The sequence below is a fragment of the Candidatus Accumulibacter necessarius genome (assembly GCF_036625085.1).
In genome coordinates, this window is the sequence record NZ_JAZKUM010000001.1 from 282711 (window position 1) to 302563 (window position 19853).

General features: G+C 62.5%; 23 protein-coding genes. 17 read left to right on the forward strand and 6 right to left on the reverse strand.

The features are described from left to right. Positions 1-23 precede the first annotated feature (23 nt). Positions 24-293, forward strand: a complete 270-nt coding sequence (locus V5B44_RS01485) for a DUF4212 domain-containing protein (protein ID WP_332357346.1) — start codon at positions 24-26, stop codon at positions 291-293. 85 nt (positions 294-378) lie between these two features. Here the strand turns inward: V5B44_RS01485 and V5B44_RS01490 are convergent, their stop codons facing one another. After that, entirely contained in the window at positions 379-978 is a 600-nt protein-coding gene (locus V5B44_RS01490; RefSeq protein WP_332357347.1) for a LysE/ArgO family amino acid transporter, read from the reverse strand. 95 nt (positions 979-1073) lie between these two features. On the opposite strand from V5B44_RS01490, the gene V5B44_RS01495 reads away from it, so the two are divergent. The 4 genes from V5B44_RS01495 to V5B44_RS01510 all read left to right on the forward strand — a co-directional run bounded on the left by V5B44_RS01495 (position 1074) and on the right by V5B44_RS01510 (position 4131). Further along, positions 1074-1988 carry a LysR family transcriptional regulator ArgP gene (locus V5B44_RS01495; protein ID WP_332357348.1) on the forward strand — a complete coding sequence of 305 codons (915 nt, stop codon included), beginning with the start codon at positions 1074-1076 and terminating at the stop codon, positions 1986-1988. Positions 1989-2189: 201 nt separating this feature from the next. Further along, positions 2190-2954, forward strand: a complete 765-nt coding sequence (locus V5B44_RS01500; RefSeq protein ID WP_332357349.1) for an energy transducer TonB — start codon at positions 2190-2192, stop codon at positions 2952-2954. Between the two features lie 13 nt (positions 2955-2967). After that, positions 2968-3702, forward strand: a complete 735-nt coding sequence (locus tag V5B44_RS01505; RefSeq protein ID WP_332357350.1) for a MotA/TolQ/ExbB proton channel family protein — start codon at positions 2968-2970, stop codon at positions 3700-3702. Positions 3703-3714: 12 nt separating this feature from the next. Beyond that, positions 3715-4131 (forward strand): ExbD/TolR family protein, encoded by a 417-nt coding sequence (locus V5B44_RS01510; RefSeq protein WP_332357351.1) that lies wholly within the window; start codon positions 3715-3717, stop codon positions 4129-4131. A 156-nt stretch (positions 4132-4287) separates the two neighbouring features. Here the strand turns inward: V5B44_RS01510 and V5B44_RS01515 are convergent, their stop codons facing one another. Further along, the gene (locus V5B44_RS01515; RefSeq protein ID WP_332357352.1) at positions 4288-5154 is read right to left on the reverse strand and encodes a CsgG/HfaB family protein; all 867 of its coding nucleotides are present in this window, start codon (positions 5152-5154) and stop codon (positions 4288-4290) included. Between the two features lie 316 nt (positions 5155-5470). On the opposite strand from V5B44_RS01515, the gene V5B44_RS01520 reads away from it, so the two are divergent. The 3 genes from V5B44_RS01520 to V5B44_RS01530 all read left to right on the forward strand — a co-directional run bounded on the left by V5B44_RS01520 (position 5471) and on the right by V5B44_RS01530 (position 7231). Then, a complete protein-coding gene (locus V5B44_RS01520) occupies positions 5471-5683 on the forward strand; it encodes a DUF3820 family protein (protein WP_332357353.1) in 213 nt (70 codons plus the stop codon). A gap of 635 nt (positions 5684-6318) precedes the next feature. Continuing rightward, positions 6319-6924: a molybdenum cofactor guanylyltransferase MobA gene (gene mobA, locus V5B44_RS01525; RefSeq protein WP_332357354.1), complete on the forward strand. Its 606-nt coding sequence runs from the start codon at positions 6319-6321 to the stop codon at positions 6922-6924. A gap of 166 nt (positions 6925-7090) precedes the next feature. After that, positions 7091-7231, forward strand: coding sequence for a hypothetical protein (locus tag V5B44_RS01530; RefSeq protein WP_332357355.1), 141 nt, complete (start codon positions 7091-7093; stop codon positions 7229-7231). A 72-nt stretch (positions 7232-7303) separates the two neighbouring features. Here the strand turns inward: V5B44_RS01530 and V5B44_RS01535 are convergent, their stop codons facing one another. Beyond that, complete coding sequence (locus V5B44_RS01535) at positions 7304-8227, reverse strand: GAF domain-containing protein (protein WP_332357356.1); 924 nt, start codon at positions 8225-8227, stop codon at positions 7304-7306. Positions 8228-8420: 193 nt separating this feature from the next. Between V5B44_RS01535 and V5B44_RS01540 the strand changes: the two genes are divergently transcribed. From V5B44_RS01540 to lipA, 4 genes are all read left to right on the forward strand, one after another. Continuing rightward, positions 8421-9554 carry a D-alanyl-D-alanine carboxypeptidase family protein gene (locus V5B44_RS01540; RefSeq protein ID WP_332357357.1) on the forward strand — a complete coding sequence of 378 codons (1134 nt, stop codon included), beginning with the start codon at positions 8421-8423 and terminating at the stop codon, positions 9552-9554. Positions 9555-9631: 77 nt separating this feature from the next. Beyond that, positions 9632-9901 (forward strand): HP0495 family protein, encoded by a 270-nt coding sequence (locus V5B44_RS01545; protein WP_332357358.1) that lies wholly within the window; start codon positions 9632-9634, stop codon positions 9899-9901. A 77-nt stretch (positions 9902-9978) separates the two neighbouring features. Then, positions 9979-10593, forward strand: coding sequence for a lipoyl(octanoyl) transferase LipB (gene lipB, locus V5B44_RS01550; RefSeq protein ID WP_332357869.1), 615 nt, complete (start codon positions 9979-9981; stop codon positions 10591-10593). Next, a complete protein-coding gene (gene lipA / locus V5B44_RS01555) occupies positions 10590-11585 on the forward strand; it encodes a lipoyl synthase (RefSeq protein WP_332357359.1) in 996 nt (331 codons plus the stop codon). The genes lipB and lipA overlap by 4 nt, the downstream gene beginning before the upstream one ends. A 17-nt stretch (positions 11586-11602) precedes the next feature. Here lipA and V5B44_RS01560 read toward each other — a convergent pair whose 3' ends face one another. Beyond that, positions 11603-12121, reverse strand: coding sequence for a YqaA family protein (locus tag V5B44_RS01560; RefSeq protein ID WP_332357360.1), 519 nt, complete (start codon positions 12119-12121; stop codon positions 11603-11605). A gap of 443 nt (positions 12122-12564) precedes the next feature. Here V5B44_RS01560 and V5B44_RS01565 point away from each other — a divergent pair, with 443 nt between their 5' ends. The 5 genes from V5B44_RS01565 to pssA all read left to right on the forward strand — a co-directional run bounded on the left by V5B44_RS01565 (position 12565) and on the right by pssA (position 17643). Beyond that, positions 12565-13053 (forward strand): septal ring lytic transglycosylase RlpA family protein, encoded by a 489-nt coding sequence (locus V5B44_RS01565; protein WP_332357361.1) that lies wholly within the window; start codon positions 12565-12567, stop codon positions 13051-13053. Positions 13054-13205: 152 nt separating this feature from the next. Further along, positions 13206-14363, forward strand: coding sequence for a bifunctional 2-methylcitrate synthase/citrate synthase (gene prpC, locus V5B44_RS01570; RefSeq protein ID WP_332357362.1), 1158 nt, complete (start codon positions 13206-13208; stop codon positions 14361-14363). 72 nt (positions 14364-14435) lie between these two features. Next, a complete protein-coding gene (locus V5B44_RS01575) occupies positions 14436-15878 on the forward strand; it encodes a bifunctional 2-methylcitrate dehydratase/aconitate hydratase (RefSeq protein WP_332357363.1) in 1443 nt (480 codons plus the stop codon). An 89-nt stretch (positions 15879-15967) separates the two neighbouring features. Beyond that, positions 15968-16153 carry a LiaI-LiaF-like domain-containing protein gene (locus V5B44_RS01580; protein WP_332357364.1) on the forward strand — a complete coding sequence of 62 codons (186 nt, stop codon included), beginning with the start codon at positions 15968-15970 and terminating at the stop codon, positions 16151-16153. Positions 16154-16257: 104 nt separating this feature from the next. After that, complete coding sequence (gene pssA, locus V5B44_RS01585) at positions 16258-17643, forward strand: CDP-diacylglycerol--serine O-phosphatidyltransferase (RefSeq protein WP_332357365.1); 1386 nt, start codon at positions 16258-16260, stop codon at positions 17641-17643. Between the two features lie 115 nt (positions 17644-17758). Here the strand turns inward: pssA and V5B44_RS01590 are convergent, their stop codons facing one another. Together V5B44_RS01590 and V5B44_RS01595 are read right to left on the reverse strand one after the other, a co-directional pair. Beyond that, complete coding sequence (locus V5B44_RS01590) at positions 17759-18439, reverse strand: acyltransferase family protein (protein WP_332357366.1); 681 nt, start codon at positions 18437-18439, stop codon at positions 17759-17761. A gap of 191 nt (positions 18440-18630) precedes the next feature. Next, positions 18631-19812, reverse strand: a complete 1182-nt coding sequence (locus tag V5B44_RS01595) for a transposase (RefSeq protein ID WP_332357344.1) — start codon at positions 19810-19812, stop codon at positions 18631-18633. Between the last annotated feature and the right edge of the window lie 41 nt (positions 19813-19853).

Consider the following 19853-nt stretch of genomic DNA (forward strand, 5'->3'; position numbering starts at 1 on the left):
CTGCCGGCAGCGAAGGAGGTTCAATGCGGCTCGGTCGCAAGCATCGGGATTACTGGCGGCGCAACCTCAAGCTGACGGCGTCTTTGCTGGCGGTGTGGTTTGTCGTCACCTTCGTCGTCAGCTACTTTGCGCGCGATCTGGCAGATGTCACCGTGCTCGGCTTTCCTCTCGGCTTCTACATGGGCGCCCAGGGCGCGCCGGTGATCTACCTGTTGATCATCTGGTGGTACGCCCGCTATATGAACAATCTCGACCGCGAGTACGGGGTGAGTGACGGTGAAAGCGAGGAGTGAGGCAAACGGGCTCCCGACCGGCGCTGATCTATCCCAAGCTCGATGGCTGAGTCCTCGGGGAGAGCAGGCGAGCGACCAATCGGTGCTATTCCAGAATCAAGGCACTGCCGAGCCCAAACATCGTCATGCTGATCAGCAAATCGAGAGCCCGCCAGGCGATGGGCTTTGCGAACAGCGGGGCCAGAAAACGCGCCCCGTAACCGAGTGCAAGGAACCAAGCAAAGCTCGCGCCAACAGCTCCTGCGCCAAAAATCCATCGTCCCTCTTCTCGTTGGCTGGCCAGCGAACCGAGAAGGATGACAGTATCCAGATAAACGTGCGGATTGAGGAAGGTAAGGGCGAGACAGGTCGCGAGGGCAGCACCGAGCGGTAACCCGGTCCCGGCGCCGACGATGAGCTGTTCCGCTTTGAGGGCACGTCGTGCCGACGCCAGTCCATAGACGAACAAACACGCCGCGCCGCCGTAGCGGGCAAGGTTGAGAAACACGGGCTGGGCTTGAATCAATGCCCCCAGCCCAGCAATACCGGCTGCGATCAGCAGGGCGTCGGCGCTTGCGCAGAGGAGCACAAGTGGCAGGATGTGTTCGCCCCGGATGCCTTGGCGAAGCACGTACGAATTTTGCGCACCAATGGCGACGATGAGGACTGTACCGGACAGGAATCCGGCAATCAGGTCAGCGGGCATGACTTGTCAGTGAAGTTGGCAATGTAGTCAGGTTATGGTGCGCCGCGAGATCAGTACAGTTAAAATTCCTGATGATTCATTAGACTGGCTAATTTATGAAGGTTGACAACGCTCAATTGGCCGCGTTTGCCGAAGCCATCCGCGAGGGCAGTTTCGAATTGGCCGCGCGGAAGTTGAACGTGACTCCGTCGGCGATTAGTCAGCGGATCAAGTTGCTGGAGGAGCGCATGGGGCAGATTCTGATCCAGCGCTCCGCGCCCTGTCAGGCGACCGTCGCCGGACGCCCTCTGCTGCGCTACGCTGAAGAACTTGCCCTCCTGGAGTCGGAGGTTCTCTCCGCACTTGGCGTCTGCGACGCCAGCGCCACAGTGGCCGTACGGATCCCGATGGTGATCAACGCCGATTCCCTGGATAGCTGGTTCGTTGAGGTGTTCGATGGGCTTGCCAGCAGCGCGGCCGTTACCCTTGACCTCAGGGTCGAGGATCAGGATCACTCGGTGACGTTGCTGCGTGAAGGCAGCGTCATGGCTGGCGTCAGTGCCAGTGCCCACCCGATTCAGGGCTGCCGGATCGAACCGCTCGGCGTGATGCGCTATCTGGCCCTGGCCTCGCCGTCCTATTTCCAGCGGCACTTTGCCGCTGGAGTCAATGCCGAATCGCTGCACGCTGCCCCGATGCTGATGTTCAACAAGAAGGATGGCTTGCAGCAGGCCTTTCTCTCCCGGCTCACGGATGCCGTCATGAAACCACCGACGCACTACGTACCCACCACACGATCTTTTGGTGAAGCGGTGTTGCGCGGCATGACCTGGGGAATGATTCCGGAACAGCTGGCAGAGGCGCATCTGAAAGCGGGGCAAGTCATCGAGCTGGCTCCGCAGCATTGGGTGGACGTGCCACTGTTCTGGCATCGCTGGCGGATTGGTTCGTCGGCCCTGGCGTCCCTTACGGAACTGGTGCATAAGGCAGCACGAAAGGCGCTGCGCCAACAACAAACCATGGACAGATAGCAGGCACGGTCACGAAAGAACGGTCCGGAGCGGCTGAAGACTGAGGGTGAGCAATGATCGAAGCGCTTTCGCGTCAGTGGTGTGAGCCAGGCGCTTCGTCCATTGGCGAATGGATTCGAATGGATCATCATCTGCACTTCCTTTCCGGGACCCGGATGCGCTGTTTGCCATGAGACGAAATGACGCACCCGGATAGCGACGATGCGGCATAGAATGACGGCCTTTGGGCAGATCTTCAATCCCCCCGAGACAGACTTGAGCGAAACGTCGAGCCTGGTCCGCACCGCCTCCGCGTACTATGAATTGCCAAGGATTGTCCGGCAGCCATTCTGGCAGACTGGTCTCTTCCTCCTGGCCGTTGCCGGCCTGCACCTGCTGGGGCTGTTGCTGGCGTTTGGGGTGGCCAGGGCACCCCAGTCTCCTGAATTTCTGCCGGTATTGACCGTGCGGGTGCTCGAGCCCGTGGCCGTAGCGGCCAGGATCGAGGAAGCGAGAAAGCGCGCTCCGCCGACAAGGGTCGTACGAGCGAGGCCGGCGCCGACAGCACCACCGCAGCGGAAAGCGTCTGCGCCGCCGCCGGTGTTGACGGCGATTGCCACCGCGCCAGCGACGGCTTCGTTTGCCGTCGCGCCGCAAGCAGCGGCAAGGTCGGAGGAGTCGCTCCCGGTGGCACCGCCGCCGGTGGTGGGGGCGCGCTTTGACGCCGATTACCTGCACAATCCCAAGCCGGCTTATCCGGCGGCGTCGCGGCGTCTGGGTGAGCAGGGGCGGGTTGTGCTGCGGGTCAGGGTGAGTGCGCACGGGCTGCCGCTGGCGGTGGAGATCAAACAATCGAGCGGCTTCCCGCGTCTGGATGAAGCCGCCCGGGCAGCCGTCGAGCGTTGGCGATTCATCCCCGCCAGACAGGGATCTGAGACGGTCGATTCCTCGGTGCTGGTGCCGTTGCAGTTTGCTCTCGAAACTTGAACAGGAAAGCGGCATGCGAATGGAGACAGGTTTGGCCCATTTCTGGGCGCAGGGTGATTGGCTGACGCACGCGGTGGCGATCCTCCTCGCCCTGCTGTCGGTGGCGAGCTGGTACGTGATTGCGGTGAAGGCTTACGGTGTCTGGCAGGCGAAGCGTTGCCATGCGCGCGCTCTGGCTTCGTTCTGGGGCGCGCCAAGCTTGCCGGCGGCCATCGAAGCGATCGGGTGCGAGGACCGGAGCGGCATTCTTGCCAGTCTGGCCATTGCGGGCGCCAATGCCGCCGAATTGCATCGCCTGCATGCCGATCGAGGGATCGGCGCCGGTGTCAGTGTCAGCGAGTTTGTCACGCGCGCGCTGCGCAGCCAGATCGTGGAGGCCCAGGCGAGTATCGAATCCGGGCTCACCTTTCTTGCCTCGGTGGGTTCGACGGCACCCTTCATCGGCCTGTTCGGGACCGTCTGGGGAATCTACCACGCCCTTGTTGGTCTTTCCGGCGCGACGCAGGTGGTCCTCGACAAGGTGGCCGGGCCCGTTGGCGAGGCGCTGATCATGACTGCGGCCGGTCTGTTTGTCGCCATTCCGGCGGTCCTGGCCTACAACGCCTGCGCCCGCGGTAACCGGCTGACGCTTGCACGGCTCGACGGGTTTGCTCACGACCTGCACGCCTACCTGACGACTGGTCTGCGCGGTCGGCCGGGTGACAAGCTGGTTGACCTTGGCGCCGTGCGCGTCAGCCGCAGCGGCTGAAGAGGGGGGGAGATGGCTTTTGGTTCATTCGACAACGGCGGCGCCAGTCAGCCAATGGCCGAAATCAACACGACGCCGCTGGTCGACGTCATGCTGGTGTTGTTGGTGATCTTCATCATCACCGCGCCGCTGTTTCATCAGGCGGTTCCGGTGGATCTGCCGCGAGTCGAAGCGAGCAGCCTCGATGACCGACCACAGGTCATTGCCGTGGCGATTGACGCCTCCGGGAAGGTTTTTCTCGATGGCCAGGCGGTCGAGCGCAGCGAGCTTGCGGCGCGTCTGGCTGAACTTGGCGCGCGCGGCGGGCAGCCGGAACTGCACCTGCGCGCCGACCGCGGGACACGCTACGAGCGAGTGACCGAGGTGCTTGCTGATGCGCAGCGAGCCGGGCTGGTGAGAATTGCCTTCGTTACCGAGCCGCCGCGCTAGGGGTGAATGCCCGGGTCGGGTCCAGGATCGTGGGGATCGTCGGCTGTCTGGTCGCACCTTGCAAGCAGCCGCTCAGCGGCTAATGCCGATCGTCCCTGCGTTGTCGGGCGGGGCGGGAGCGATCCGACAGCCCGCCCCGCTCGGGTCGTAGTCTTCCTATTTCCGGCCCTTCTTGGTCGACCCCTGGGCTTCAGAAGCGCCTTGCACGCCCAGATTGCCGCCGGTACCCAGCCCGCCCCGGACCTCCTGCGCCTTGTAGTTGCGCACCGCTCGCACCATGTTGTTGTATGAGTCGGTAAACGCCGCGACGATTACCTTGCCCTCTGCGGTGTTGGCATAGCCGCCCCCCACCCCGCCGGCGCCGCCGCCGAAAAGGGCGCCCATGGCGCCGAAGTCCATGTTCTTGGCGCTGCCTTCGGCGGCGGCGAGCTGAACGCCGGAACGGTTGTCAACCAGGGTCAACAGGGTGCTGGCCTCCTTGACGTTCATGCTGCCAGCAATGGCACCGAGGACGCCTGCGCTGCGGCTGAAGCCGCCAAGGCCCCCAGCCATGCCTCCCGCATTGTTGTTGCTGAAGGTGATTGATGGGCTCATCGAGTAGTCCGCGGATACCATCTGGCCCTTGCCGAACTTTGACCCCTTGCGTAGTTCCCCGCTATCTGCCAGGGCACGTTCCTGCATCATGTTGTTCATGGCGCGGCCACGGTCGACGACGACAAAGCAGTTGGACTGCTGGATCAACAACTTGAGGACTGGGGTGGTGGAACCCAGCTTCATCTGACCGGTCAGGACTCCGTACCACGGCGCATGGGTGTCCTCAACCACGGCGACTGTACCGAGAGAGCTGCTGCACTTCTCGAGTTGGCTGCTCGCGTTGTCGGTGGTTGAACCGGCCGCCGAACCGGTGGCCGTCGTCTTCGCATCCGGCGACCCCATCTGCATATTTGAACAGCCCGCAAGCAGGGCCGCTGCGGCCGTGGCAAGGGCAATTCGCAAGTTACGATCAGAATTCAGCAACGACATCGAAGTCTCCTCTCAATTGGTTGGTTAGTTGATTTCTGGCGCCAAGGGTCGCTGAACATCGCCAACTTCCCACAAGAGGGTGACATTATGCCAAAAAAAAGAGCGTTGACCGCAAGCCGGATTGCCCTCGTCGGGGGGCTGTGGTCAGGCGAGATCGCTGTTCTTCTGCGTGCCAGCGGCGAGAGTGACGCGGCACGCGATCCCCGAGCGACAGGCCCGACTTTCCTCGACGCCGACTGCACATGCGGGGGGCCGTGCCGGGTGTTAGAGTTCGCTCACCGGGACGGTCCGTCCCTCTGGATAAAGCAATGACGCGATGAATGCGGACGACTTGCAACTGCTGCTGACCTGCACTATGCCCTATGGCAAGTACAAAGGCCGTCTGATCGCCGATCTGCCCGGCAATTACCTGAACTGGTTTGCCCGCCAGGGTTTTCCCGCCGGCAAGCTGGGTCAGCTTCTGGCTTTGATGCACGAACTCGACCACAATGGCCTGTCTTCCCTCCTGCAGCCGCTGCGCCGGCAGTGATCTCCCTGATGCCGACGGTCCTTCCGGCCGCCCGATCCCGGGTCGCGCCCGAGTCCCATTTTCCCGCCGCAGCCAGACGACGGCCTGTCGCTTCGCCGAGGTCGGCACGTCCCGGTTGCCACGCTGGCGCAGAGAAGGTGCGGTCTGACGGTCTTGCCGGCCAACGAGCCCGTCAGGCAGATCGCCGAGGGCTGGCGGCGGCCAACTTCCGCCGCCAGCAGGCCGGTTTCTGCAAGGCTGAAATATCCAGGCGCTGGCTGCCAAAAATCTCTTGCGCCTGCGCCCAGCGATGACGGTCGTGCCGAGAAACCCCCGCAATTTGCTCAAACCACTGCTGAATGCGATTCATGGTGAGTGACTCCTCCGTAAGGGTCGATTGATCGGAATTCAAGGCAATGCAAACAAGCTTATCACAAAGCTGTACAAAACAACAGTACTTGTGGCGTGTAGAATGCGGCCGATGAATCGAATATCGAGTACCGGCGTTCCCCGGCTTCGGCATCGGGCAGTCGACGCAATCATATGGCGCGAAGGCGTGGCCCCGGCATCAACGCCTGCCAGATCGGCCTGACGATGACCAGCCGCGCCCAGGGCAAGCAATTGCTCCCCTTGACCAGCGACGAGCGGTTTGCACGATGAACCGCCCGCGGATTACCGGTGTCATTTTGGCGGGTGGCCTTGGTCGCCGCATGGGCAGTCTCGACAAGGGTTTGCTGGCGCTGCGCGGTCGGCCCATGGTCGCCTGGGTGATCGAGCGCTTCGGCCCACAGGTCGATGAACTGCTGATCAATGCCAACCAGCACGGCGAGCGTTACGCCGCTTTCGGTCAGCGCGTCGTCCCCGACCAGATCCCGGATTTCGCCGGCCCGCTGGCGGGGCTGCACACCGCGCTGCAGGCGGCCACGCATCCGCTGGTCGCCACCGTCCCCTGTGACTCTCCTTTCCTGCCGGCCGACCTGGTTGTCCGCCTGCTGCAGGCCCTGACCGTGAACGGCGCCGATCTTGCAGTCGCCCGCACCTTTGATCGGCCGCAGCCAGTTTTCTCTCTGTGCCGGCGTCAGGTATTGCCTTCCCTGACCGAGTTTCTCGCCGGTGGGGGGCGCAAGGCCGATCGCTGGCAGGCCGCGCAGAAGATGGTTGCAGTCGCTTTTGATGACCAGGCCGAGGCCTTCGAGAACATCAATACGCGTGACGACCTCGGGCGCTGGGAGGCAGGCGGATCCCCGGACGTCTCGCCATAGCCTGCTCCTCTCGGGTCACCAGGCATCGGAGTGCGCGCCAGCCTTCCCCCGGGATCGAGTTGAAGCCCCGCAACGGGAACGTCAAGGAAGCCCAACTCAGCTGTTCACACGGCCCTTGGCAAAGGCGTGTATCCTGTTCGCGTAACCACCAACGAGGAGAATCATCATGACCCTGTGCCCAATCGCCATTGTCGCCGGTTGCAGGAAATGCCCGGCGTTCTCGATCTGCCCCCTGAAGACCATCATCGGCGATGCCCCGAAGCAGGATGAAGCGCCGACTACCCAGGAAACGCAGCAGAAGAAGTAGCGGCGAGTCCAATCTCTCGGCCGGTCAGGCTTGCATGCAGTCACACACGCAGCCAACGCGGTGACCGGTGGCTCAGGGTGCTGTCGATTCTCCGTCGAGCGGGCGAAAGACTCCCTGGACAACCTCCTTGCCCTTCTCAAGCTGTACCACCTGGCCGCTGATCTCGACCGGGATGAGCTTGCCGTTGTCAGCGAGCACTTCGCTGCGCACTGACTCGGCGCCTGCCGTCCGGGCCAGCAGCTTGAAGAGGTCGCGCGTGTCCAGGTCCTTGCTGCCGGAGCAAAGCTCGCTCTGCAGAACGCCAAGAAGCTGCTGCAATCGCCGTCCGAACAGTTTTTCCGCCTGCGGGTTGGCATCGAGAATATGCCCCGTTTTGGCGTCTGAGATCAGGATGGCGTCACGCGCACTGTTGAACAAGGCCCGTCGCAGGCTGTTGGCATCGCGCAGTTCTGCTTCCTTTGACAGCAGTTGGTGCTGCAGCAGGGCGACGCTGACCAGACTGGCGACGGCATGGGCGAATAGTCGTTGCACCGAGGTCCAGGCTGAGTGCGGACCGACCCGCTCGATGCAGAGCACGCCCTGCAGTTCGCCATCGGCATGAATCGGCGAGTTGATCAAGGCGCTGATGCCGTTCATCAGCAGGTGGTCGCTGGCAAACTCCTGGGTAGACGGATGCGTCATTGCGTCATCGGCGACAATCGGCTCGCCCTGCTGCAGCGCCCGAAAGTACTCGGGGTAGGCCGCGGCCGGCAGTGTCAGACCGCTGCTGTGCCGGTCGCGGGAAAGCTCGTAGAGGTCGATGCATTCCAGGTGCTCACGTTGCGCTGTCAAACCCCACAGACTGACGCGCTCGATGTTGAGCATCTGGCCGGTGGTCGCGGTGAGATGGCGCAAGGTCTCGTCCAGGCGGTCGCCGGCAAATCCGCGTCTTGAGAGTTGCGCAAACGCGCCCTGCAGGTCAAGGGAACTCGAGAGTGGACGAAAGGGTGGCAACATAGGGGTCCAGTTGCGCCCGCCTGAGGTGGGCCGGGATGCCAAAAAGTGTCACTATGGTAGGTGCGAGCTAGCCTGTCGGGCTGTGCGGTAAGTCACGAAGCAGAGGAATCAGCCGGCCGGGGGTAGCCGAAAAACGCCTGCGGGTACTGCCGGGATGGCTTGCTATAATCGCCGCTTTGCCAAGAATCCAGCCATGCTCAAGCTCCGATCCCTCTTTCTCGTTCTCCTTTGCTTTCCGGTTCTCGTTATTGCGCAGCAATTGCCCACGCCTCCGGCGCTGGCCGCCAAGTCCTGGCTGCTGGTCGAGATGGCATCCGGGCAGCAACTGGCCGCCCAGGCGCCTGACCAGCGCCTCGAGCCGGCTTCATTGACCAAGCTGATGACGGCTTACCTGAGCTTTGCGGCCATCAAGCAGGGCACGATCAAGCTTGACCAGGCCGTGCCCGTCTCCCAGAAGGCCTGGAAGACCGGGGGGTCGCGAATGTTCATCCAGATCGGCACCCAGGTGAAGGTCGAGGACCTGTTGAAGGGCATGATCGTCCAGTCAGGCAACGACGCCTGTGTCGCCCTGGCCGAAGCCATTGCCGGCGACGAGGAGAACTTCGCGCAGATGATGAATCGCGAGGCGCAGCGACTGGGCATGAAGGGGTCGAGTTTCCGCAACTCCAGCGGCCTGCCTGACCCACAGCACTACACCACGGCGCAAGACCTGGCGATCCTGGCCGGCGCCCTGATCCGCGACTTCCCCGAGGAGTATGCCAAGTACTACTCGATGAAGGAGTTCCGCTACAACAACATCACGCAGCCGAATCGCAACCGCCTGCTGTATATCGACCCGACCGTCGATGGCCTGAAGACGGGTCATACCGAGGCAGCAGGCTATTGTCTGGTCTCGTCGGCGAAGCGCGGGTCACGCCGCCTGCTGTCGGTGGTCCTGGGCGCGGCATCGGACAGCACGCGCGCGCAGGAGTCGCTCAAGCTGCTGAATTTCGGCTTCCAGTTCTACGACGCCGTGCAGTTGTACGCGAAGAACGAGGCGGTCTCCAGCCTGAAGGTCTGGAAAGGCAAGGAGGCCACGGTCAAGCTCGGCTTTGCCAATGACCTCGTGATCGCGGTCCCCAAGGGCTTCGGACCAAAGATCAGGACCGAACTCGTCTCGCAAGAGCCGCTGATTGCGCCGATCGCGCAGGGGCAGGTGCTCGCGACCTTGAAGGTGAGCGTCGATGACAAGCCGTACGGCGATTACCCGGTGCTGGCGCTTGAAGCGGTGCCGGTCGCCGGCATCGTTGGCCGGATCGTCGATACCGTTCGTCTGTGGTTCAAGTAGCGTTCCGGGGATGGGCTGGCACCTCGCCTGTTTCGCCTTGAGCCGCCGCGGTCGTGACGAATCGGCGAGGGGCCCCGATGTCTGATGAGCGTGAAAGCCTGCTCGAATTCCCATGTTCCTTCCCGCTCAAGATCATCGGGCTGGCTGGGGACGCCATGGCGCGGGGTGTCCTCGAGGTCGTCCTGCGGCACGCACCGGATTTTGAAGCGGCAACGATGGAAACGCGTTCCTCAAGTGCCGGCCGGTACCTGAGCCTCACGTGTACCATCAATGCCACCAGTCGGGCGCAGCTGGACGCGCTGTACCGGGAACTGAGCAGTCATCCGTTGGTCACGATGGTCCTGTGAAGAACGCAGAACTGGCGCTTGCGGCTGGCGAGAACGGCTGCGCCGGCGAAGAGGTCTTGCTTTCGGCGCGAGGTGGGTTGCCGCTGCGGGTCCGCCACCTGGGTCGGACGGACTATTCGCAGACCTGGCAGGCGATGGTTGCCTTCACTGCTGCGCGCAACGCTGAAACACCTGATGAACTTTGGTGTTGCGAGCATTCGCCGGTGCTCACCCTTGGCCAGGCCGGCAAGCCGGAGCACTTGCTGCTCGACCTGGGGCTGCCGCTGGTAAAGACCGATCGGGGAGGGCAGATCACCTACCATGGCCCCGGCCAGGTCGTGATCTACCTGCTGCTCGATCTGGAGAGACGGAAGTTGAGAGTGCGCGAGCTGGTCTCGGCCATCGAGCAGGCGGTGATCGATCTCCTCGCCGCGCATGGCGTCGCAGCCGAGCGCCATGGCGGTGCGCCGGGGGTCTATGTTGGCCCGGCCAAGGTGGCGGCTCTCGGTCTGCGGGTCCGCAAGAGCTGCTGCTATCACGGCGTCAGCCTGAACGTTGAGATGGATCTGTCACCCTTCTCGGCCATCAACCCCTGCGGCTACCCCGGCATGCCGGTGACTCAGACCCGGGATCTTGGTATTTCGCTGACGCCCGCGCAGGCAGCGACGGCGCTGGTCCAACAGATTGCGGTACAACTGGAGCGCAAGCCATGAGTAGTCAGGATAAGGGTGAGGACAAGGGTCAGGGTGCGGCACGACCGCCTGGGAGGATCGCCGGGGTGAAGGAAAAGGGCGAACTGAAGACCGCTCGTATCCCGATCAAGATCGTCCCCCAGGCGCCACAGCGCAAACCCGAGTGGATCCGCGTCAAGGCCGGCAATGACGCAGGTCGCTTCGGCGAGATCAAGAAGATGCTGCGCGAGCAGAAGCTGCACACCGTCTGTGAGGAAGCCGCCTGCCCCAATATCGGTGAGTGCTTTGGTCGTGGTACGGCGACCTTCATGATCCTCGGCGACATCTGCACGCGCCGCTGCCCGTTCTGTGACGTCGGTCATGGCAAGCCGCTGCCGCCCGATGACAACGAGCCGGCGAATCTGGCCGACAGCGTCGCCCGGCTCAAGCTGCGCTACGTGGTGATCACCAGCGTCGACCGGGATGACCTGCGCGATGGTGGTGCGCAGCATTTCGTCGACGTCATCGCCGCAGTACGCCAGCGGTCACCGGGCACCACCATCGAGACACTGGTTCCCGATTTTCGTGGCCGCATGGATATCGCTCTCGACGTGCTTGGCCAGTCGCTGCCGGACGTCCTCAACCACAATCTGGAAACGGTTCCGCGGCTCTACCGGCAGGCAAGGCCCGGCGCTGACTACGCGCATTCGCTGGCGTTCATGAAGGGCTTCAAGGCCCGCTATCCGCAGGTGCCGACCAAATCCGGACTGATGGTTGGTCTGGGTGAGACCGACGAGGAGATCCTCGAAGTTCTGCACGACCTGCGTGCCAACGATGTCGAAATGCTCACCATTGGCCAGTACCTTGCACCTTCCAGCCACCATCTGCCGGTTGCCCGCTACGTTCATCCGGAGACCTTCAAGCGGTACGAGCAGGCGGCGCTGGCCATGGGCTTTACCGGCGCCGCCTGTGGGCCGATGGTCCGTTCCAGCTACTGGGCGGATGTCCAGGCACACAGTGCGGGCGTCACCTGACCTGTTACAGGCAGCGATCAGTTATAGCGGATGAAGCGCGCCGGGTAATGGGCCGTGGCCCAGGCCAGAAAAAGATACTTGACCGTCTTGCCGATCCCGACGGCCACCAGGATGCCAGGGGTCGATACGCCGGCCAGGGCACAGAAGAGCAGGGCCGGAGTCTGCGGCATCGGTGATCCGGCGATGATCAGCATGGCCAGCAGGCCCCAGTCCTGCAACCAGTCGCTGGCCGTTTGCCAGGCTTGCGTCTGCATCAGATCGGGGTAGCGCGCGACGATAAACTCCGATCCCAGGTACTGGAAGATCTCGACCAGAACGGCGGCGCCGAGGCCGCTGGCAAGGCCACAGGACAGGCCAAGGGTTCGCCAGCGCCGGGGTGACAGCAGCACCGCCGGGATCAGCACGGCGACGAAGGGGAAGCTGAAGGTGATCGTCGATCCGAAGGCAATGGCTGTCACGACCAGCGAATAGTAGCGATGCGCGACGCTGTGCATCAGCAGCCGGCGCAACCAGTCGGGAAGAACGTGAGTTTTCATTCGCCCCGGCGCTCAGGACGACCCGAGGGGCAGGCTGCCCGATGATCGCCGCGAGCGCCGGGGGGCAAGGTGATTGCCGGGCGGCTTGTGCGCGCGACCGCGGGCAGGCTATGCTTAGACTTTTCGCGCTTGATCATTGCCAATTGCCACCGAAGGGTTTCCTTTCCATGCGCCAGTTTGCACGAGTCATTGCACCAATCGTTGGAATTGTAAGCTGTCTGATCATCAGTTTGCCGGTCGTCCACCTCGATGTCGGCGATCTGTCCAGGCAGGAGACCGGCTCTGGCCCCGTGCTTTCAGTAGTCGGGTCGGCAGGGCATGCGCAGGCAGCCCGACGTCTGGCCAACCCCCCGTCCGTCGAGAAGGTCGAACGGTGAGGCTTTCCGCTGGGCGTAGCGTGCACGACATCCCTCACTGGTGGCCACCTTGAGGAGCGATCGGCGGTGAGATTTGCATTCGCGGTGCTCGCTGTGCTGATTTCCGGATTTGCCATCGGTGAATCCTTTCCTTCGCTTGGTACCCACGGCTCTTTGCCAGAGATGCCGCAAATCGTTTCCGGCAGAGCCAGCTTCTACAGCAAGGCGTTTCATGGCCGAAAGACCGCTTCCGGTGAGCGTTACGCTCACGATGTCATTTCGGCGGCGAGCAATCGCTTTCCCATGGGGTCGCTGGTGGCGGTTCGCCGTGTCTTGTCCGCCCGTTGCGTGGTGGTCAGGATCAACGACCGGATGGGACATCGGAGTCGGGTGATCGACCTGTCGCGCGAGGCGGCCGTGCGTCTGGGGATGATTGACGTGGGAGTGACCGAGGTGGAAGTTGCGCTGCTGCCGAAGTACCTGATCGGTCACGAACACGCGTGCTCGCTGGCGTTCCAGCCGCCGGTGCACCTGCATGCCGAAGAGGGGCAGGGCTTGACCAGCGTCAGGCGATGATCTGTCAACCGGCGACCTGGCGTCGGTCATCGGGGCGATTGATGGCGAGCCCAGCGGGCGTCCGCAGTTGACCTGGTTTGCCAAACTCGGGAATACTCGTGCATGGAGCACGGGATTTCCGGTGCGCTGCGGCTCGATGAGAAGGGGAGATCATGGACGAGGTTCTGGAAAGGGAGTTGCCCAAGGTCAAGAAATCCGTCGCGCTATCGGGAGTGGTTGCCGGCGATAGCGCCATCTGTTCGGTCGGGCGTGCTGGTAACGACCTCTACTACCGTGGTTACGATGTGATTGCCCTGGCCGAGCATGCCACTTTCGAGGAGGTGGCCTATCTGTTGCTCTACGGCCGTCTGCCCAGTCTCACCCAGCTCAATCAGTACAAGAAGAAACTCAAGACCTTGCGTGGACTGCCGGTGCGGCTGCGACCGATGCTGGAGAATCTTCCCGCCTCGGCACACCCGATGGATGTCCTGCGCAGCGGCTGTTCGGCCCTTGGCACGATCCTGCCTGAGGCACAGGATCACAACCCGGGTGCGGCGCGCGAGATTGCCGACCGCCTGATAGCCAGCTTCGGTTCGATGCTGCTCTACTGGTATCACTGGTCGCACAACGGCCGCCGGATCGAGACCGAGACCGATGACGACTCGATCGCCGGCCACTTCCTGCACCTCTTGCGGGGCAAGGCTCCGTCGGCCCTGCAGGCGAGCAGCCTCGACCAGTCGCTGGTGCTCTACGCGGAGCACGAGTTCAACGCCTCAACCTTTGCCGCGCGCACGATCACCGGCACCGGGGCAGACCTCTATGCAGCGATCAGCGGCGCCATCGGGGCGCTGAGCGGTCGCCGGCACGGTGGTGCCAACGAGGTTGCTTTCGAGATTCAGAGTCGCTATAACGACGCCGAGCACGCCGAACAGGACATTCGCCGTCGCCTCGACAACAGGGAGATCATCATCGGGTTCGGCCATCCGCTGTATACCATCGCCGATCCGCGCCACAAGGTGATCCGTGCCGTCGCCCAGCAATTGTGCTCGGACGGCGACAACATGGTCCTGTTCGACATCGCCAGTCGGATCGAGGCCGTGATGTGGGAGCAGAAGCGGATGTTTCCCAACGTTGACTGGTTCTCGGCTGTGGCGTACCACATGCTGGCCGTACCGACGCCGATGTTTACACCGCTGTTTGTCATTGCCCGGACCAGCGGCTGGTCAGCACATGTCATCGAGCAACGCATCGATGGCAAGCTGATTCGTCCTTCGGCCAACTACATTGGGCCGGATCCGCAGGAGTTTGTCCCGCTGGCGCGACGAAGCTAAGTATCCGACGACCTGACGACGGTGTTTTTCCGAGTACCTGTGACGGCAGCGCCGAGCACGAAGAGAAGCCTTATGAGTACGCGAATTCCCGCCTCCCGCCCTGATCCCGACCAGGTCCTGGTCGACATTGCCGACTACGTCCTGAACTTCAAGGTCGAGTCGAGGGAAGCCTTCGAGACGGCGCGCTATTGTCTGATCGACGCCCTCGGCTGTGGACTCGAAGCGCTCGCCTATCCGGCCTGCAGCAAACTGCTGGGGCCGGTTGTCCCCGGCACCGTCGTACCCCATGGGGCGAGAGTTCCCGGCACCGAGTTTCAGCTCGACCCGGTGCAGGCCGCCTTCAACATCGGCACCCTGATTCGCTGGCTTGATTTCAACGACACCTGGCTGGCGGCCGAGTGGGGCCATCCCTCAGACAACCTCGGCGGCATTCTTGCCACTGCCGACTGGCTGTCGCGGACCCGCCTTGCCGGCGGACAGGCGCCCCTGCTGATGCACCAGGTGCTCGAAGCGATGATCAAGGCCTACGAGATCCAGGGCGTACTGGCGTTGGAGAACAGCTTCAATCGCGTCGGGCTTGACCACGTGGTGCTGGTCAAAGTGGCGACGGCGGCAGTATGTACCTGGCTGATGGGCGGTGGACGCGAGCAGATCATCAACGCCGTCTCGCAGGCGCTGGTTGATGGCCAGCCGCTGCGCACCTATCGCCACGCACCGAACACCGGTTCACGCAAGTCGTGGGCTGCCGGCGATGCGACCGCGCGTGGCGTGCTGCTGGCACTCATGTCACTGAAGGGCGAGATGGGTTATCCGAGCGTGCTGACCGCCCCGACCTGGGGTTTCTACGAGGTCCTGTTCAAGGGCCGGACGTTCCGCCTGTCACGGCCCTATGGCAGCTACGTGATCGAGAACGTGCTGTTCAAGATCAGTTACCCGGCGGAGTTCCACGCCCAGACGGCTGTAGAGTGCGCGCTGGAACTGCATCCACAGGTGGTTGGACGGCTCGAAACGATCGACAGAGTGGTGATCCGCACGCACGAGTCGGCGCTGCGCATCATCGACAAGAAGGGCCCCTTGCACAATCCTGCTGACCGCGACCACTGTCTGCAATACATGGTCGCCGTCGCGCTGGTCAAGGGCCGGCTCACCGCCGAGGACTACGAGGACGAAGCGGCGGCAGACCCGCGTATCGACTCGCTGCGTGCACGGATGGAGGTCCGCGAGGAGCCGCGGTTTTCGGCTGACTATCTGGACCCGGGCAAGCGCTCGATTGCCAACGCCGTGCAGATATTCTTCACCGACGGCCGCCGGACAGCCGAACTCGTCTCGGAGTATCCGCTTGGCCACTGTCGTCGGCGCACCGAGGGAATTCCGGTGCTGGTTGAAAAATTCAGGACCCATCTGGCGCGCTGGTTTTCCCCGCCGCAACAAGGCAAGATCCTCGAGTCTTCACGCGACGTGCACAAACTGGGGATGCTGGCAGTGAATGATTACCTGGATCAGTATGTGCCTTGATGCCCGCGGCCGTCGCTGGCGCATCGCCAGGTGCCTGGCCCTATCGGCCATCGGAGCGCAATCGTTTTGCAGACTCGGGAGGAAGTGAAATGAGGGGAAACCTTGGCGCCATCGCGCTGATTCTGATCGGCATCCTGGCGCTGGCGATCAACCTGGGCCTTCTGGAAGTGGATTTTGCTCAGTTGCTGCGCACCTGGTGGCCTGTGCTGCTGATCATCGTCGGGGTCGGAATGTTTCTCGCCCCCGATACTGACGCACCCAGGAAGCGGAACTAGAGTCTGCCGATGGCCTGTATCTGCGGTTTCACGCGAGCGAGCTCCGGTTCGGCATCGATCGGTCGCTGCTCCTTGCCGCGGCACCCACACCCGGGCGCTGTCCGATGATGAACTCCGCCCTGGCTGCGGCGGTGCAAAGCCTGCGTGGCCGCCGTCGGTGGGTGGCGAGTCTGGACGGTCTGGGCGGCATTTCCGTCCCCGCCGAACGTGTGCGGACCTTGTACAGTGCCGGTGATTTTCGCGCCATGCTGCTCCAGTTGATCGCCAACGCCAGGCAGCGAATTGTGATCGCGGCGCTCTACGTGCAGGATGACGAGGCCGGCAGAGAGGTTCTTACCGCGCTTTATGCGGCCAAGTCAGCGTGTCCGGGTCTGCAGATCGCTGTCTTCGTCGACTGGCACCGCGCCCAGCGGGGGCTGATTGGCAAGGCTGCGAGTTCCGGCAATGCCGCGCTGTACAGCGAGATGGCTGACCGGCTCGGTTCTGGCGTCCCGATCTACGGCGTGCCGGTGCAGACGCGGGAGTGGATGGGTGTGATGCACCTGAAGGGTTTCATCATCGACGACCGTGTTCTTTATAGCGGCGCCAGCATCAATGATGTCTACCTGCATCGGTTTGATCGCTACCGCCTCGATCGCTACCATCTGATCGACAGTTGTCAACTGGCCGACAGCATGGCCATCCTGATGACCGGCGTTCTCCAGACCAACGCGGCGGTCTGCCGTGTGGACTCCGCCCTGAGGCCAAAAACACAATCGCTGCGCAGCGCCATCATCCGCTTTCGCCGGGTTCTCGCCAAGAGCCGCTACGGCATCGCTCCCGGCGCGGTCGGCCAGCGCGAGGTGGCGATCACCCCCTTGCTGGGTTTCGGCAGTCGTGACAACCAGCTGAATTCGGTCATTCTGCAGATGATCCACCGTGCCGAGCAGCGCCTGGTGCTGTTCACGCCCTACTTCAACCTCCCGGGGCCAGTCCGACGCGCCATCGGCGAGAAGATCCGGCAGCGCTGCCGGGTGACGATCGTTGTTGGCGACAAGACGGCCAACGATTTCTACATTCCCCCGGAGCAACCTTTCTCGACGATTGGTGCACTTCCTTACCTCTATGAAGCCAACCTGCGCCGTTTCTGCAAGGCCCACCAGGACGCAGTCGACCGGGGGCTGCTCGATCTGCATCTCTGGCGCCACGAGAAGCACACGTTTCACCTGAAGGGCCTGCTGGTTGACGACGATTACGCGCTCATCACCGGTAGCAACCTCAATCCGCGCGCCTGGCGTCTGGACCTCGAAAACGGGCTGCTGATCCACGATCCGCAGCGCCGCCTGCTGGACCAGCACCAGGCCGAGCTGGAGAGCATCCTGGCGCACACGCGCCGGCTCGACCACCACCGCGCACTGGATGCCACCGACACCTACCCGCTGCCGGTCCAGCGCATTCTCAAACGCCTCGCCCGCACTCGCGCCGATCGCCTGGTGAATCAGGTGCTGTGATGAGTGTTGTCGCCGCCTTCACTGGGTTCAGGAACTGGTCGGTCAGCACAAGCCGCTGCCATCCCTGCTAAGGCGCTGACCGAGAAACGGCAGTGAGGTGAGATCGCCTCTCTGATCAACCGCCTGCTTCCGCCGTCGCTGCGATGTAATGACTTGAGCGGAAGAGGAACCGTTTCTCGACGAGATGCCACATGGCGATCGCGCCAGTTGCTGTTATCAAAATCGCTGAAGCGAGGAATAACCAAGGGTCGTAGCTGAACCAGCCAAAATGAATCAGCAGTTGGATAAGAGGGCAATGAAGAATGTAGGCACCATACGAGAAATCGCCGTATTTTCCGAAATTGCCTACATACAGGAACAGAGAGAAGAAGATGACCGCGACGGCAAGTGCAAACGGCACGAGTATCGGCAGGGGGAAGAAGTGGTTGGTCACAAAAACTGCGACCGAAACAGTCAAGAAATATCTGATCCGGCGTTCGAACAGAGGCAAGAAATAGTAGAGGGAGGCCCCAGACATAAAGTACGAGAGCTGACCGGGCAGCTGGCGCCCAAGTTCTGCGTAAAGTTGGGATCCGCTTCGTTCGGCCATGGTCGTCATGATTTCAGCGTAAAACACCGAAGCACAGTAGGTCAGCACAAGGACCCAAAGGCGGCCAAATTTTCTGAACAACAACACGAACATGGGGACAACCAGGTAAAACATGACCTCGATCTTGATGGTCCAAAGCGCGCCATTCACGGCGGTCAATCTGTTGTTCTCGAACACCCCTGGCAGTGTGTGCTGAAAGAAGTTCATGAAAGAGCCTCTTGCAAAACTCACCCGGACAAATTGCTGCGCCGCACCATTCGCTCTCGGGGAGCGATTTTTTTCGCGAGGGAGGTCTCCTTGGCTGAGCGGCTAACCGTATGGCATGGTTTGCCTCATGCGGGGCGAGCGCCCTCCTGCATTCCGCGAATGCACAGCGGCCGGAGAGGGAACGCTGGCGGTCATCGTCGTAATCGCATCAACTGGTCAGCGGACAGCGCCAGGATGCCGAACATCAGGTGAGCCATCACTTTGGTGTCGCCTTTGACCCGGATGGTCTGACCGCCGAATTCATCCTTCAGCCGGGCGTTGCTCCGCTCGGCGGCGGTCCGTTCGTTGTAGCGGATCGCTTCAGCCGGGGAGAATTCGATCTTCTCTCCGCGGCGCGGATTGTGATCGATCAGGGGGACGTGGCCCAGGCTCTGGCTGTGCTCGCGCAAGTCGGCGCTGCAATAGGCCGCATCCATGAGGTCGTAAAGGTTGGTGACGCGATCGGCGCTGATCAGCGACAGCGGAATGGCGGCCAAGCTGTCGTGCATCGAGGCGCTGGAGAGCAGCGCCGCAATGGGGACGCCGCAGTCGGCGGTGTCGAGATGCAGCTTGTAGCCGCGCCAACTGTTCTTGTAGCCTTGGGCATTGCACTTCGTGCCGCGATCACACGCGGTGGGAATCTCTTCGAGCATTTGAGCCAACGTTTGCTCGCGCTGGCGCTTGATCGGGGCGGCCTTCGCAGCCGGACGTGCTTCGCCGCGCCGCGGGCGGCCTCTCTTGCGTGCCGGTGCGGGCGTTTCAGGCACGCTCGTCTCGGCAGGGCGCTCTTCCTTCGGCAACAGGGCGGCCTGTGCCGTGGCGGCCGCTTCCGATGCGGGCGTTTCCTTCCGGGACGGACGTTCGCGGGCTTCGATGGCCGTGCCGTCACGATTGAGATGCCCGATCAGCTGATCTCCCAGATGTTCCTTGATCAGGGCTTCATGCACGCGCTGGCTCAGGCCCCCTTCGGCAAACTCGTCGAAGGCGCGCGAGAAGGTCGCCTCGGAAGGCAGCGTCTTGTGTAGCGGGAAACCACAGATGCGGCGCAGCGCACGGTCGATCATCAGGCGTTCAATCAGCCCCACGGTCGTCGTCAGGCCCAACACGGCCTTGGCCACAAAGGCGTTCGCCAGCCACGCCCGTTCAAACGGCGGACGCCCTACGCCACACCACGAAACCGCCGTGAATTCCTCGATACGTACCCATTCCAGCGTGTGGATGACCTTCTCCAGCTTCGGCGTCAGCGGACCCACTTGCGCCTTCAACTCGGGCAGTAACTCGTGCTGAACCACGTGCCACCGTTGCATGATCAGCTGGGGTTGGGTAGTATTCATTTGGCGGGCGTTATGATATTGGTCTCGATAACCATATCATG